At 33.2% G+C, this 15,593-nt stretch carries 11 protein-coding genes; 6 read left to right on the top strand and 5 right to left on the bottom strand.

Annotation, left to right across the window (positions count from 1 at the left end):
- The first annotated feature begins 36 nt into the window (after positions 1–36).
- Positions 37–1,851: a penicillin-binding protein 2 gene (gene mrdA / locus PKK00_04855; protein HNW97726.1), complete on the top strand. Its 1,815-nt coding sequence runs from the start codon at positions 37–39 to the stop codon at positions 1,849–1,851.
- The gene (gene rodA, locus PKK00_04850) at positions 1,851–3,110 is read left to right on the top strand and encodes a rod shape-determining protein RodA (protein HNW97725.1); all 1,260 of its coding nucleotides are present in this window, start codon (positions 1,851–1,853) and stop codon (positions 3,108–3,110) included. The genes mrdA and rodA overlap by 1 nt, the downstream gene beginning before the upstream one ends.
- A 75-nt stretch (positions 3,111–3,185) precedes the next feature.
- Here rodA and PKK00_04845 read toward each other — a convergent pair whose 3' ends face one another.
- The 3 genes from PKK00_04845 to atpD form a co-directional block, all read right to left on the bottom strand.
- The gene (locus tag PKK00_04845; protein ID HNW97724.1) at positions 3,186–4,016 is read right to left on the bottom strand and encodes an alpha/beta hydrolase-fold protein; all 831 of its coding nucleotides are present in this window, start codon (positions 4,014–4,016) and stop codon (positions 3,186–3,188) included.
- Positions 4,017–4,314: 298 nt separating this feature from the next.
- Positions 4,315–4,551: an ATP synthase F1 subunit epsilon gene (atpC, locus tag PKK00_04840; GenBank protein HNW97723.1), complete on the bottom strand. Its 237-nt coding sequence runs from the start codon at positions 4,549–4,551 to the stop codon at positions 4,315–4,317.
- Between the two features lie 70 nt (positions 4,552–4,621).
- Positions 4,622–6,124: a F0F1 ATP synthase subunit beta gene (gene atpD / locus PKK00_04835; protein HNW97722.1), complete on the bottom strand. Its 1,503-nt coding sequence runs from the start codon at positions 6,122–6,124 to the stop codon at positions 4,622–4,624.
- Between the two features lie 153 nt (positions 6,125–6,277).
- Between atpD and PKK00_04830 the strand changes: the two genes are divergently transcribed.
- From PKK00_04830 to PKK00_04820, 3 genes are all read left to right on the top strand, one after another.
- Positions 6,278–7,204, top strand: coding sequence for a bifunctional riboflavin kinase/FAD synthetase (locus tag PKK00_04830; protein ID HNW97721.1), 927 nt, complete (start codon positions 6,278–6,280; stop codon positions 7,202–7,204).
- 78 nt (positions 7,205–7,282) lie between these two features.
- Positions 7,283–7,876, top strand: coding sequence for a leucine-rich repeat domain-containing protein (locus PKK00_04825; GenBank protein HNW97720.1), 594 nt, complete (start codon positions 7,283–7,285; stop codon positions 7,874–7,876).
- 1,267 nt (positions 7,877–9,143) lie between these two features.
- Positions 9,144–9,824 carry a hypothetical protein gene (locus PKK00_04820; protein ID HNW97719.1) on the top strand — a complete coding sequence of 227 codons (681 nt, stop codon included), beginning with the start codon at positions 9,144–9,146 and terminating at the stop codon, positions 9,822–9,824.
- Between the two features lie 98 nt (positions 9,825–9,922).
- Here PKK00_04820 and PKK00_04815 read toward each other — a convergent pair whose 3' ends face one another.
- Entirely contained in the window at positions 9,923–10,492 is a 570-nt protein-coding gene (locus PKK00_04815; protein ID HNW97718.1) for a hypothetical protein, read from the bottom strand.
- Between the two features lie 377 nt (positions 10,493–10,869).
- Positions 10,870–12,711: a (E)-4-hydroxy-3-methylbut-2-enyl-diphosphate synthase gene (gene ispG, locus PKK00_04810; GenBank protein HNW97717.1), complete on the bottom strand. Its 1,842-nt coding sequence runs from the start codon at positions 12,709–12,711 to the stop codon at positions 10,870–10,872.
- Between the two features lie 160 nt (positions 12,712–12,871).
- On the opposite strand from ispG, the gene PKK00_04805 reads away from it, so the two are divergent.
- Positions 12,872–15,535 carry a hypothetical protein gene (locus tag PKK00_04805; GenBank protein HNW97716.1) on the top strand — a complete coding sequence of 888 codons (2,664 nt, stop codon included), beginning with the start codon at positions 12,872–12,874 and terminating at the stop codon, positions 15,533–15,535.
- Positions 15,536–15,593 lie beyond the last annotated feature (58 nt).

The following is a 15,593-nucleotide window of genomic DNA, read 5'->3' as shown; positions in this document are numbered from 1 at the left end:
AATTTTGCATTTTATTTTTTCGCATTAATCATGTCAATGAAAACAACATATTCTGACCGTAAATACGTAATAAATGGATCATTTATTATGGTTGGGATTATTTTTGTTCTCCGGATTTTTTATCTTCAGATAATTGATGACAGTTATAAATTATCCGCAAACAGTAATGCTTTAAGACCCATTACTGAATTTCCTGCACGTGGTTTGGTATATGATCGTAACGGGAAAATTTTAGTATATAATGAAGCTACTTATGATTTAATGGTTACTCCGCAACGAATGGAAGATGTTGATACCGCCGAACTTTGCAAGCTTCTAAACATTACACATGAAAGATACGAATCACAATTAAAAAAAGCACGTAGTTATTCCATGTATGCTCCTTCTATTTTTGAGCGAGAGATATCCAAAGAAACATACGGGTTCATACAAGAGAAACTTTATAAATTCAAAGGATTTTATGTGCAGCCGCGTACTGTTCGCAAATACCCTCTATCCGTAGCAGCTCACACTTTAGGTTACATCGGCGAAGTAAGTCCTGCAATGATTGAAAAAGATAGCTATTATAAATCCGGCGATTACATTGGCATAAGCGGTATTGAGAAAAGTTATGAAAAAGAATTACGTGGAAAAAAAGGAGCAAAAATAATTATGGTTGATGCATTCAACCGTGAGAAAGGCAGTTTTCAAAACGGGCGTTTCGATACAGTTTCAAAAGCAGGACAGGATTTGTATTGCTCTATTGATGCCGATTTACAGGCATATGGCGAAGAACTGATGGCAAATAAACGCGGCAGTATTGTTGCCATTGAACCATCTTCAGGGGAAATACTGGCGCTGGTTTCAAGCCCTACTTACGATCCAAATTTATTGGCAGGAAGAGACCGTTCACAAAACTACATCAAGTTGCTGCTTGATATAAAACAAAAACCCTTATTCAACAGGGCGTTAATGGCACAGTATCCTCCGGGTTCAACTTTTAAAATTTTGAATGCATTGATCGGGCAGCAGCTGGGTGTCATTACCAGTGGTACAAGGTTTCCATGCAGCTTAGGATTTCATATGGGAAAAATAAATATCAAATGTCATAACCATCCATCACCATGCGATCTGTCGGCATCCATACAACATTCATGTAATTCTTATTTCAGCTATACTTTTAAAGCCATACTGGAAAAATCGGGTTATAAAAAAACACGCGATGCTTTCAATAAATGGCGTAATATGGCTTTAAGTTTTGGTTTTGGAAAAAGATTCGATGATGACCTGTGGAGCGAATTACCCGGAAACCTTCCTACAGCAGAGTATTACGATAAACTTCACGGTTATAACAAATGGAGAGCACTTTCAATTATTTCTATCGGGATAGGACAAGGTGAAGTTCTGGCAACACCACTTCAAATGGCTAACTTTTCTGCCATACTTGCAAACAGAGGTTATTATTACATACCTCATATTGTAAAAGGTATTGGTGACAAAAAAACGCTGGATAAAAAATATACCACAAAACAAAAGGTTGATGTTGATGAAAAATATTTTGATATTATTCTTGAAGGCATGAACCAGGTTGTGGAAGCAGGAACCGGAACAGGAGCTAAAATTAAAGGAATCAAAATGGCCGGAAAAACTGGTACGGCACAAAACCCCCATGGAGAAGACCATTCTATTTTTATTTTAATTGCGCCTATAGATAATCCAAAAATTGTTATTTCTGTTGTGGTGGAAAACGGCGGATGGGGTGCTACATGGGCAGTTCCTATTGCCAGCCTTATGGTTGAAAAATACCTGAACGGAAAAGTTGAACGTGTTGACCTGGAAAAACGAATGAAAGAAGGAAAAGTTTATTACTAATGCGAGAACAAAAAAACATATTTCAAAATATCGACTGGATAACTATAGGGATATACCTCGCCCTGGTTCTTATCGGCTGGATGAATATTTATTCGGCCGTATATAATGATGAACATACAAGCATCTTTGATTTCTCGCAAAGCTACGGCAAGCAAATGATCTGGATTGTTTGCGCAATCGTTATTGCATTAATAATCATGTCAACCGATATAAAATTCTTCCCGGCATTTTCATATATTTTTTATGCTATTGTAATTGTTCTATTAATTGGCGTCTTACTTTTTGGTAGTGTTACAGCTGGCTCTAAATCATGGTTCCTGATAGGTAGTTTTAAATTGCAACCTTCCGAATTTGCTAAATTCGCAACTTGTTTAGCCATTTCAAAATACCTTAGCACAACAAATATCCGCATGCAGGATATCCGAACGAAAATGCTCTCTGCTCTTATCCTCGGATTCCCCGCCATTCTGATACTTCTTCAGAATGATACCGGTTCTGCCATTGTTTATGTAGCGTTTATTTTTGTACTTTATCGTGAAGGTCTTTCAGGAAACGTACTTATAGTAGGACTTTTTGCTATCGTATTATTTTTTCTTTCATTACTTATAAATAAATTCATTATTATCGGCGCCCTGGTATTGGTTGCATTAATATTTTTCATGTATATCCGTAAAAGGAAAAAAGAAATTTTCACTCTTGCATTTTTATTAATAGTTACATCGGGTTTTGTTTTCTCGGTTGATTATGTATATGAAAATGTTTTAGAGTCGCATCAGAAAGACAGGATAGATGTTCTGACCGGGAAAATTCACGATTACAAAGGTGTTGGATATAATGTAAATCAATCAAAGATTGCTATTGGGTCGGGTGGATTTTTCGGAAAAGGATTTTTACAAGGCACACAAACAAAATTTGATTTTGTTCCCGAGCAAAGCACCGATTTTATTTATTGCACTGTTGGTGAAGAATGGGGATTTGTAGGAAGTCTCCTGGTAATTGTTCTTTATGTCTGGCTTTTCCTTCGCATTATTTTTATGGCGGAACGACAACGTTCAACTTACGCGCGAATTTATGGATATGGTGTTGCTTCTATTTTATTTTTCCACTTCACCATAAATATCGCTATGACCATAGGGCTTGCCCCGGTAATAGGAATTCCGTTGCCTTTTATCAGTTACGGCGGTTCATCGCTTTGGGCATTTACAATGCTGCTTTTTGTTTTTGTAAAACAGGATGCGAACAGATTGTTGTTATTATAATTTTTCCTTTTTTATTACACAAAATTCACAGAGAAATTCAAAATGCAGTCTGCCAAGGCGAATCTTAATTCTGAATTATATTTCTAAAAATTTATCTAATAATGATGATAAGCAAGCATCAAGTACTTTGCCATCAAAATGTCCACCATCAAATTCATTATACAGGTATTTTATTTTTTTACTTTCGAGTTCTTTAATAAATATTTTATGCTGCGGTACTATAAAATCAAATTCGTCTTGTTTTGCAACGGCAAGATAAATCAACAAATTATCGGATGATTTTATTGTTTTAATAATTGAAAATACATTCGTGTTATTGGGTTTATAAAATTTTTCATTACCAAACGATAGCCTTACGCTATTGATAATAAAATTAAGAGGTGATTCCAAAGTTAATGGAATATCATAAAATGGGGCATTTATTGCCCCGCAAACTGAAGCAATATATTTAAAACGATCTGTATGTTTTAATCCAATTTGAACTGCACCATAACCACCCATCGAAAAACCGCCAATAGCTTGTCGTTTAGAATCTGTTTTATATTTTTTATCAATGTATTTGAATAATTCCAGAGACAAAAAATCTTCGTATTTATTTGCCGTATCAGAAAACGAGTTTACATACCAGCATGTATCTGCATTTGGAGTTACAATAATTATTTTCCTGTTTTTCATTTCTGTAATCAGGCTGGTCGATAAATAGCTATTATTATCGCCACCCCACCAATGCAAAAAATAAAGTACCGGATAAATCTTAGTTGTGTCATAATCTGATGGAAGTATGATTGTGGTTGCAACTTTTCTTTTTAGTATTGATGAATTTATTGAATCGATTTTTATGGTTTGGGAAAAAGATGTCCCGGATAATATAAACCCTATAACTAATGCGCAACTAAATTTTTTCATAAACACTTTTTTAACATTATTACTGAATAGTATATAAAAAATTTGACTTTCGTTTTTTATAATCGAATTAACATTTGGTATAAGTACGAATATAAAACTCAAATGAGTTTTTCAAAGTTATAAATTTATTTTGTGTAATTATAAAACAGGATGTAAATAGATTGTTGTTATAATCTTTTTTATAACACGGAGTGCGCAGAGCAACACAAAGGTTCACAGAGAGAATGCAGAATGCAGTCCGCCAATGCGGGTCTGAATTGAGAATTGTAAATAATAAATTGTAAACTGAAAATAAAATTTATTCAGCTAAAACAATAATCTTGTTTTTCTGAACTTCAACTACTCCGCTATTAATTTCAAAAAACTGGGTTTTCTTTTCCGAATCAATAATTTTTATTTTTCCTTTGGTAAGGGTAGAAATAATAGGAGCATGATTATTCAGTAATTCAAAAGAGCCATTGGTACCAGGGAATTTAGCCAAACTTACTTCTCCTGAAAATACTTTTTTATCGGGTGTAATAATTTCTATGAGCATCGTATAATGTTTGATATTTGAAGTTTAAATCCGCCACTAAAAAACGGCGAATTTAAACTTCAAATTATTTTTATTTTGCTTCCGCAATCATTTTCTTTCCCTTTTCAATAGCTTCTTCAATAGTACCCACCATACTGAAAGCCATTTCAGGATATTCGTCAACTTCACCATTCATAATCATTTTGAATCCTTTCACGGTATCTTCAATACTTACAAATGACCCGGGAATACCGGTAAATTGTGTAGCAACGTGGAACGGTTGTGAAAGGAAACGCTGTACTCTTCTTGCACGATGAACAACAAGTTTATCTTCATCAGAAAGTTCGTCCATACCAAGAATAGCAATAATATCCTGGAGTTCTTTATAACGTTGTAAAATTTCCTTAACGCGCTGAGCCGTGTTGTAATGTTCTGCACCAACAATATCCGGAGTAAGAATTCTTGATGTAGAATCAAGCGGACTAACTGCCGGGTAAATTCCCATTTCTGAAATTTTCCTGTCAAGAACTGTAGTCGCATCAAGGTGAGCGAAAGTAGTTGCAGGAGCCGGGTCAGTAAGGTCGTCAGCAGGTACATACACTGCCTGAACCGAAGTGATAGAACCACGCTTGGTTGATGTAATGCGTTCCTGCATAATACCCATTTCGGTAGCCAGAGTAGGCTGATAACCTACTGCTGAAGGCATACGCCCGAGTAATGCTGAAACTTCAGAACCGGCCTGGGTAAAACGGAAAATATTATCCATGAAAAATAAAATGTCACGTCCACCTGTCTGTTCATCGCCATCGCGGAAATATTCTGCCAGCGATAATCCAGATAATGCAACACGAGCACGTGCTCCGGGAGGTTCATTCATTTGTCCGAACACCAGCGCCAGGTTTGATTCTTTCAGTTTGTCTTCATCAACAAGGCTGAGGTCCCAGCCTCCTTTTTCCATTGATGCTTTAAATTTATCACCATAGCAGATAACATTCGATTCTATCATATCACGCAGCAGGTCGTTACCTTCCCTCGTACGTTCGCCAACACCTGCAAATACTGACATTCCCGAATATCCTTTAGCAATATTGTTAATCAATTCCATAATGATAACGGTCTTTCCAACACCTGCACCACCAAAGAGTCCAATCTTACCGCCTTTTGCATAAGGTTCAATAAGGTCAATTACTTTAATCCCTGTATACAGAACTTCTTTTTGTGTTGAAAGATCTTCAAACCGCGGAGGATCGCGATGAATACTGTTCAGCTTTCCTTTGGGAACAGCAGGCATTCCATCAATAGCATCACCAATGACATTAAAAAGTCGGCCTCTTATATATTCTCCTCCGGGCATAGAAATAGGCGTTCCTAATGCTGTAACATCCATTCCCCTGCTTAACCCATCAGTTGAATCCATTGCAAGGGTACGAACAGTATCTTCGCCAATATGCTGCTGGCATTCCAGAACAACTCTTTGTCCATCGGGCCTGAAAACTTCAAGCGCATCATAAATATTAGGAAGTTTGTCTTCCTCAAAAACAACGTCAATCACAGGACCTATGATCTGTGCTATTTTCCCAATGTTGTTTGGCATATTCGAATTTTATTTTAGGTTCAAAAACATTTTCTGCGAACGAAATTAAAATATTTATTCGTTTTACGCAATCTTTAGGGAATAATATTTTTGCTAATTTTGAAAATTCGCAGTACCAATAAATTTTACATCGAAAATATTTTAACAGTTAAAGTGAAAATAATCAGAAATATCGATAAATTACCGGTTTTTGTTAACCCTGTAGTTACCATTGGTTCTTTCGACGGAGTCCATTGCGGGCATAAAGCAATTATCGAGCGCATTATTACTATAGCTAAAAAAATCAACGGTAATTCGGTAGCGATTACTTTTTCGCCTCATCCACAGGCTGTGCTTTGCAATCACAAGAAAAAATTATACATTATCAATACAACCGAGGAAAAAATAAAACTCTTTGAACCTCTGGGCATCGATTACCTTATAATTATTCCTTTCACAAAGGAATTCTCAAAAATACCTTATGACAAATTCATAAAAGATTATTTGGTAGATAAAATCAAAGTGGCAACGCTGGTCATAGGTTACGACCACCATTTCGGCAATAACAGGGAGGGTTCCATTTCTCATTTAAAATATCTTTCGGAAAAATATTCATTTAACATTGAAGAAGTTTCTGCCCAATATATTAATGAAGAAGCGGTAAGCTCTACAAAAATAAGAAATGCTTTATTAGCCGGGGAAATTGCTAAAGCCAATAAATACCTTGGGTATTTTTATTCTATTACAGGAAAAGTTGTAAAGGGAAACGGATTAGGACGAACACTAAACTTTCCTACTGCTAACATTGAAGTTAATGAAACAGATAAATTAATCCCTGCTGATGGAGTTTATGCTGTAAAAGTAATTGTTGATAATACTGTTTATAATGGAATGCTGAACACAGGTATTCGCCCTACAATCGGAGGTACTAAAAGAGTGAACGAGGTGAATATTTTTAATTTTTCAGGGGAAATATACAATAGCAATATTACTATTTTATTCATGGAGCGGTTGCGTAATGAAATTTACTTTCCGGATATAAATAAACTGAAAGAACAATTAATACTTGATAAAGAAGCTGCTTTGAAAATATTATTGTAAAAAATGAGTTGTCATATAAAAGATCATGGATTTTTCTCAACTTTGTATACATATAATCATCAATCATAATAAACGATTATGAAATATCTATCATTTATTTTATTATTTCTGTTAGCAGGAAATGTTAATGCACAGTTGCTCGATTCCATTACTCTTGCACATGAAACCGAGTATACCGAACTTTCAGAAGCATTACAAAATCCAAACAAAGTTTATCGATTGAATCTTCGTAAAAAGAAACTGAAAGAATTTCCGAAAGAAATTTATAAATTAAAAAATCTTCAGGAATTAAATTTAAGTAAGAACAAACTGAAAGAAATCCCTAAAGAGATAGATACGTTGAAACACCTTCAAATATTAGATGTTTCGGCAAATAATATTGATACCATTTATAATGAAATTGGCAATTGCACCAAACTCATCAAGCTTATTTTAAACCAAAATATTATTGCTTACCTACCTCCAACCATAGGTAATTTGACAAATCTTACATTTCTTGATTTATGGGGAAACGAAATACAAGCATTTCCTGAAGAAATCAAAAAATTACGAAACACCTTGAAAATAGTGGATTTGCGTGTTATAAACATTCATGATGACCAACAGGAAGAAATAGAAAGATTATTACCTGATACGAAAATATTTTTCTCCACAAGTTGTAATTGCAATTGATAACTTAAGCCTGACAAATCAAATTTTAATTTAATTAATAAGATTACTATTATTGCAATAAAACAAACTTAAAAATAAAGATGAACTACTCATACACTTATTTTATGAATTAAATTTCAATAATATGTTCCATACTTTTAAAACCATTTTTCCTGAGAAAAAATTTTTTTTACTTTTTTCTTTACTTATTTGGATTTACTTATGGTTGAGAGCATATTACATCCCTCTTGTGCATGATGAAATTGCTACATTTTATTTTTATGTTCAACCCAAAAACTTCATTCCATTTTATGCATATCTATATGGAAATAATCATATTTTAAACTCAGCGATTTCATCTTTATTTTATTCCATATTTGGATTTTCTGAATTATCTTTAAGACTCGGAAGTTTACTGACATTCCCGGTTTTCGTATTTTATTTGTTAAAATTATCCAATGAGATAAAGAACAAAATTCTTCGAATCACTTTTGTTATTACTTTATTACTGACTCATAATTTTATTGATTTTTTTACAATCTCCAGGGGTTATGGAATGTCGATGGCATTTTTGTTTGCCTCGTTATATTACCTCGTATATTCCTTAAAAGAAACTAAAATATCATATAACATTTATTGTTTAATATTCGGATGTTTATTTGTTGCTGCCAATTTAACATTGATCTCCATTTTTTTTATAATTATTTTTCTTTTAATTACAAATACTTTAAATCAATTAAAGAATTTATCATCTGTTTATAGAAAAAAGATTTTTGCGGGTTTTTTATTTATAGGACTTGTGCCATTAATTTATTTTACAAGTTATTTATTACAATTAAATAAAAAAGGATTATTGGATTGCGGAAGTTTAAATGGATTTATTGAAGTTACAATAAAAACTGTTTTAAAAATGATTACGGGTTATAATAATCCTGTTTTCTTATATCTTACATTTTTACTGTTTGGTTTTTTATTAATCTCTTTCATTATATTAGTCCGTAAACAATTTAACTTAAAACTGATTAGCCATTTCAAATATTCTATAATCATAGTTTTTATTTTAAGCATCGCTTCAATTTTTGTTTTAGCAAAATTTTTTCAGATTAATTACCCTGATGATAGAACTGCGTTGTATTTATATCCTTTATTTATCATTAGTTTGTTCTTCATTGCAGATGAACTGCACATCAAATATCATTACAAATTTTTTACTTATACAGGATTCATTTTTATCTTTTTCCCAATTCATTTTTTTTATTCCATGAATTTGTCTGCCAATATGTTTTTTATGGATCAAAAAATTCCTAAAAGTTTTTTTAATAAGGTAAATGCTGAACATATAAAAGGCGATTTTCCAAAAACAATTGGTGGTTCTGAAATAAGATGTTATTGTTGGGCATACCAAATTTATGCTAATAATGCTAATTTAAGTGTTGTCGATTTTTTTGATTATCCAAATGATGATGAAGATTTCCAGATTGTCGACATTAACGAAAATCCTAACTGGTTAAAATTATATGATCGTATTGATTATGATAAATACTCTAATCTTTCATTATTAAAACGCAAAAAGTTTTTAAATAAAGTATTCATAAATGATACAACTTTCTCTACTAATTCAGAAACATCAAACGAATATTTTAATATTAAAGAATTTTCAGCATTGCCTTATATTAACAAATCTATTTATTTAGGATTTAAAATGACAATTGATGCGGAATCAGAACCATTTAATTCAAGAATTGTAATACAAATTAATGATAATAACAATAAAAATGTTTGTTATAAATTCATTGCTTTAAATTGGTTGAAATTAAAATATAAAGGAGAAAAAAATAATTTTGTGAATGGATTATTAATTCATAAAATACCCGGAGATGCAGCCAAAATAACAGCATATGTTTGGAATATTGATAAAACAAAATATAGCCTTTTTGGAAATTGCTCACTTTTTGAAATAAAGGATTGATCATTTATTATTCTTCAATCCCCATATTTTTCAATCAATACTTTCAGGAACTTTTTTATAATTGCGGTGTTTTGTTCGTTTTCTTGGCAATGTTTTATTTACCATGCAACCGTATGACCAAAAATAGTTACAGTTGTTGTAGCGGTTTTACGTACAATGTCTACAACTCCCGCGTCGTCAATATTTCTTACAGCGTCATCATAAGTAACCGAACCTTTGATTTTCAAATTATCTGAATGATGATTTACATCTTTAAAACTACTGGAGAAACTCCCTGAATATGTAGTAGCACCGGTTAACGTTACTTCGGTAATCCATGGCTTATCGCTATTGGTATTGGTGTATGAATATTTAATACCAGTCATCGTAAAAAGAAGATCGGTAGTTGTTACATGGTTTATGGTATCATAACCATCGCTGCCTGTTATAACAATTGTTCCTCCGAATAAGTTAACTGTTGTGTCCTGTGTTCCCACCGGAACATTATCAAGTACTTCATTAAAAATATTGACATAGCAACTTACTATTGCAGCGCCAGTCTGCTGATAAAAATTATCATCACTGATTTCGGTAGAAGTATCATCTTTTTTAGAACAACTGCTTGTAAGAACTATAAAGAGTGTGGTAAAAACAAATAGAAATCCTAAATTTTTAAATTTATTTTTCATCTGTATAAAAATTAAAATGTATATAAAATCTGTATGTTATACTCGTTCTTAGCAGGTTTGCAAAGGCAAAACTGTTTAGAACGAGTTATACCGTACAGAAAACAAAAAATATTTTTGCAAAACTCTTTTCTGTCGGTATATCTGAAATGATATTTTTTGTTACCCGCCTTGCCAGTCGGGCAGGCTCGCTCCCACCCCCGATATTCATCGGGGCGCAACACTAGCTTGCTCGTGAATATCCATGCTAAAGTAAAACCCGAATGAAATTCCTTTTTTAATTTATTCATCATGGTTGACGCAAATTTAAGTTTGCATGGATATTTCATGATAAGTATATTTATATTTTTATAATTTTTTTGTAAAAAAATCTAACGTACTTATTTTTCCTCAACCCAATCGCCATTCTCTTTTATTAATTCAATTAATACATCCAGCGCTTCTGTTTCATCAATGTTACGACGAACAAGATTTTTCCCTTTGTACAAATTTATTTTCCCGGGCAAACTTCCCACATATCCATAATCAGCATCGGCCATTTCGCCGGGACCATTCACCACGCATCCCATGATGGCAATTTTTAATCCCTTTAAATGCCCTGTATACTGCTTAACCCGCTCAAGAGTTTCTAAAATATTATAGGATGTTCTGCCACAAGTAGGACAGGAAATATATTCTGTTTTATAAATCCTGGCGCCGGTTGCCTGTAAAATATCGAAAGAAAATTTTTCAATCTTTTTTGTTTCTACATCTTTTGCTCCGAGCCATATTCCATCGCCCAACCCATCAACCAGAAGCAATGAAATATCCGTTGCTGCCTGTATTTTAAATTCCTCTTCGGTAACATCTAAATAATTTCTTTTAATAATCACAGGACATTTGCAATGCGATGCTATGAGGTTGAAAAATATTTTTCTTGTTTCAGCGGCGCCATGTAAATTATTTGATTCTACAACAAGAACAACTGTGGAATCATTTTTTATTTTTTCTATTTTTTCAGATGAAAGCGAATCCGGTGTTGCTAAAATAAAATTCAGTTCCTTCGATTTCTTTTTTGATTTAAAATAATTTTCAATTGAAAATAACGGAAAACTATTTTCTTTTTTCTTCCAGTCAGAAGCATCAATAATTGAAAATTTATTTTTTTCTGTTCCTGAAAAACCATTTACAAAAACATAATCGGCATTACATGCTTCACCAGTATTTGCAGTTGAAATCACAACAGGCGAATTATCTTTTCCTATATTTAAAATTTCGTTTGAATGACGCTTATAAAACTCAAAAGGATTTACAAGCGATTCCTGGACATCTTCAATCGTTCCGTGATAATAACGATTGGTATATCTGTTAATCAGAATTTTCGCTACAGGGATTTCTGCTTCCGGTTTTTCAGTAAGCGAAACACGGATGGTATCGCCAATTCCATCTTCGAGCAATGCGCCAATTCCGGCAGCCGATTTTATTCTGCCTTCATCGCCTGAGCCTGCTTCAGTAACGCCAACATGTAATGGATAATCCATTCCTGCTTTCATCATACGATGAACAAGCAAACGATAAGCTTCAACCATAATTTTTATGTTGCTTGCTTTCATAGAAAGAACAAGATTTCCAAAACTTAAATCTTCGCAAATTCTTATAAATTCAAGAGCCGATTCAACCATTCCCTGTGATGTATCACCGTAACGGCTCATAATACGATCGGATAAAGAACCGTGATTAGTACCAATACGAATAGCAGTTCCGTGTTCTTTACAAATTTTTATTAAAGGCGATATGCGTTCTTTGATTTTATTTATCTCTTCCTGGTACTCGCTTTCGGTATATTCTATTTTTTCAAATTTCTTTTTGTCGGTGTAATTCCCCGGATTGATGCGAACTTTCTCCACAATGCTTGCTGCTATTTCGGCAGCAGCCGGATTAAAATGTATATCGGCTATAAGAGGAACATCATATCCTTTTGCCTGAAGTTCTTTTTTTATACGAGCCAGGTTTTCTGCTTCCCTGGTTCCCTGTGCGGTAATCCGAACATATTCGCAACCGGCTTCAATTAAACGAATGGATTGCTCAACCGTTGCCTGTGTATCCAATGTATTGGTGTTGGTCATCGACTGGATACGTACCGGGAAATGCCCACCCATAGGCACATTGCCAATATTAATTACACGGGTTTTAAAGCGTGAATAGTTGGTAAGACTGTTGCAATATTTGTAATCGGGCTTCAAATTTTATTGCTTTTACAGAAGAACAAATTTAAGCAAAACATTTCTATCTATAACCGGAACATATTAATTTATGTAACTTTTAAAAATAAACTTGGTTAATCGCTGTTTAAATAATAAAATTGATTTAACTTTGAAGGAATGATTTAATCATTTAAATCAAATGAATAGTACAAAAATATATGATTATAATGTAAAAGCTAATTATTTAAATTATAACACGCTTAGGTATTTTATTGAAGACCATCCTGATTTCAATTTACTGAATAATTATCAGCAACCGGAAATCGAATATATAGAAGCTCCCCATTCACAGCCTAAAATCATTAAAGCGCATTTTTTTGATATCCCTTACTTATGCGATACTGATAAAGAACAAGGGAAAATATACCTGCAACATTTGTTAAATTTAAATGAAGGAATACCTGGATCAATTAAAATTATTGAACAGTCAATCAAAAAATATAAATCTCAAAAACAAGAACAATTAAAAAATATTTCTTTCGTAGAAAATGATTTTGTAGTTCCCTCATCAACATTCAAGAAATATGGCGAGGACGAGATCAGTCAAAAAGGTTCTATTTTATTGGATTTGATACAACGATTATTTCCTGTACCCGATTTTTGTGTTCTTACTTCAAAAACATTTTTCTTAAGCGAACAGGAAAGAAATAAACACATAATAAATGCAATTGAAAACCTTGAAAAAATGACCGGTTCAAAACTGGGCGATAAAGTAAATCCCTTGATTTTTGCCATGCGCTCAGCAACATCATTTTATATTCCCGGATTTTTGCCCACATATTTGAATGTAGGTATTAACGAAACGGTTTACAATGCACTGAAAACAAAATATGGAGTAGTGGTTGCAGGAAAAATATGTATTAATAATTTACAAACCATCTACAAAACTTTATTTCCGCAAAATACTTCCATGGAATTTTGTAACCCGATAACTTCCTATTTCTCGATCACCGATATTGATAAAAAAATAAATGCATTAGTAGAAGAAATAAGCCAGAAAAATAAAGAAATACTAAAGGATCCTTACCTCCAGGTCTCATTTTTTGTAAACACCATAAATGATTTTTTTCTAAAAAATCAGGACATCATATATACTCTTAGAAAAGGTGATATTTCATATCCTTCCATTATAATGCAAAAAATGGTATGGACAGTGCGTAACGACGAGTCTTATCCCGGTGTTCTATATTCCCGCCATTCCCGCACCGGACTGGGAATGCAGATCGAAAGTGTAAGAAATATGTTTGGTGATGATATAATGACCGGGAATATTGACAGGACAGACACAGAATTTGTTGACAGAGAAGAAATAAAAAATACCTTTCCGGCAGTATATCATTTTGTTCCCTGCTTATCAAAGCTGGAAGCATCACTTGAATCGCCCGTAACTATTGAGTTTGCAGCAGAAACATATAAAGACACTTATCTTTTTGCTATCTTGCAATTAAATCCTTCCGAGCTTACCGGTCGATCTACTCTTTTGTCTTCTATCGATATGTACGAGCATGGTGTTATATCAGGTGAAAGAGTGATAAATCTTATTCAGCCATATCATTTGAAACAAATATTCTCCGAACGAATAGATGATAAATCATTTCCAAAAATGACAAACTTCTGTAAAGGGATCTCGGTATTACCGCGTTCGGCAGTTACTGCCAGAATATTTTTTTCTGCTTCAGAAGCAATGAAAGCAAAAGGAAAAGGAGAGAAAGTTTGTTTATGCAAAGAAACCTTTGTCCCCTCTGATACCATTTTTTTAAAAGAACTGGATGCTATTATAAGTCTTACGCCTGCTGCTGTTCATGTTGTTACATCATGCCTGGGTTATGGCGTTCCTGCATTTATTAATTTAAATAAATACCAGGTAAAACTTTTAAGTTCCGCATTAATAAATAAAGACGGGCAAAAAATTAATGAGGGCGACTGGATCACATTGTCAAGCAAGTACCGTAATATTTATATCGGGAAAGCAAGTTATGCTCCTGCACGTTTTCAGAAATACCTCGAAGGAAAGAAACTTGATCTTATAGAAAAAGAAGAAAAAGTTTTTTTCAATATGAAAGAAGCATATAAAAAATATCAGACCATTATCAAGTCGCTTGATTATGGCGAAATTGAATCGCTGAATGATCTTATTAAAATTGTACGTAACGACCTTCAGAAAAATAATGAAAAAGCAAAAAACCTTGCAAACAACTGGTTTGACTCAAACATAAACCTTTATATTGAACAAATTTTAAAAAGTGAATTAGGCGCACATCAGGACCAGCACATGATTTACGAGCTTTTTACTATTGACAGGAAAGTAGTTTTTTTTAAAAAAATTATAAAAATATGTAAAATCCAGGGAATTAAAGGATATACAGCGGGTTCATTCATGTTGGGACGATTTATTTGTATTCAGCACCCTGTTGAATTCTGGAAGAAAATGGATGATGATGAAATCATTTTTCTGCTTAATGAATATATCCTGTTTGAAAAATATTTACAGGTGTTGAATGATCTCGGCGAAAGACATATCAACAGGGCAAGAAAAGAAATACTTAACGAAGGAATAAGTAATGTGAATCTTTCACATATTGAGCCTACTGTTTTTATGACATTAAAACTTTTTTTTAAAGAATGGGATTCTCTGAAAAAAAATAATAGCTGCGATATTGATTCGGAAACATTATATTTAATTGATCTTTTAAAAAAACCTTTCGGATATTTTTATGAATATAAATCGGAATGGTCAATTGGAAGACTACAGGAAATCTGTAACAAAGAAAAACTTCCTCTTCCAAACGAAGATACCATATAAAATTTTTAATCTTCTATCTTAAACCTGTCCCAATCCAATGCAACCGGGAAATGACCAC

Source organism: Bacteroidales bacterium, assembly GCA_035353855.1.
GTDB lineage: Bacteria > Bacteroidota > Bacteroidia > Bacteroidales > CG2-30-32-10 > DAOQAK01.
This window is presented reverse-complemented; position numbering and strand designations above follow the sequence as displayed.

What these genes read in the sequence shown, in the direction of transcription:
- PKK00_04805 (HNW97716.1), top strand. Translation starts at nt 12,872, where the DNA reads ATGAATAGTACAAAAATATATGATTATAATGTAAAAGCTAATTATTTA.
- atpD (HNW97722.1), bottom strand. Translation starts at nt 6,124, where the DNA reads ATGCCAAACAACATTGGGAAAATAGCACAGATCATAGGTCCTGTGATT.
- PKK00_04845 (HNW97724.1), bottom strand. Translation starts at nt 4,016, where the DNA reads ATGAAAAAATTTAGTTGCGCATTAGTTATAGGGTTTATATTATCCGGG.
- PKK00_04815 (HNW97718.1), bottom strand. Translation starts at nt 10,492, where the DNA reads ATGAAAAATAAATTTAAAAATTTAGGATTTCTATTTGTTTTTACCACA.
- mrdA (HNW97726.1), top strand. Translation starts at nt 37, where the DNA reads ATGAAAACAACATATTCTGACCGTAAATACGTAATAAATGGATCATTT.
- atpC (HNW97723.1), bottom strand. Translation starts at nt 4,551, where the DNA reads ATGCTCATAGAAATTATTACACCCGATAAAAAAGTATTTTCAGGAGAA.
- PKK00_04820 (HNW97719.1), top strand. Translation starts at nt 9,144, where the DNA reads ATGGATCAAAAAATTCCTAAAAGTTTTTTTAATAAGGTAAATGCTGAA.
- rodA (HNW97725.1), top strand. Translation starts at nt 1,851, where the DNA reads ATGCGAGAACAAAAAAACATATTTCAAAATATCGACTGGATAACTATA.
- PKK00_04825 (HNW97720.1), top strand. Translation starts at nt 7,283, where the DNA reads ATGAAATATCTATCATTTATTTTATTATTTCTGTTAGCAGGAAATGTT.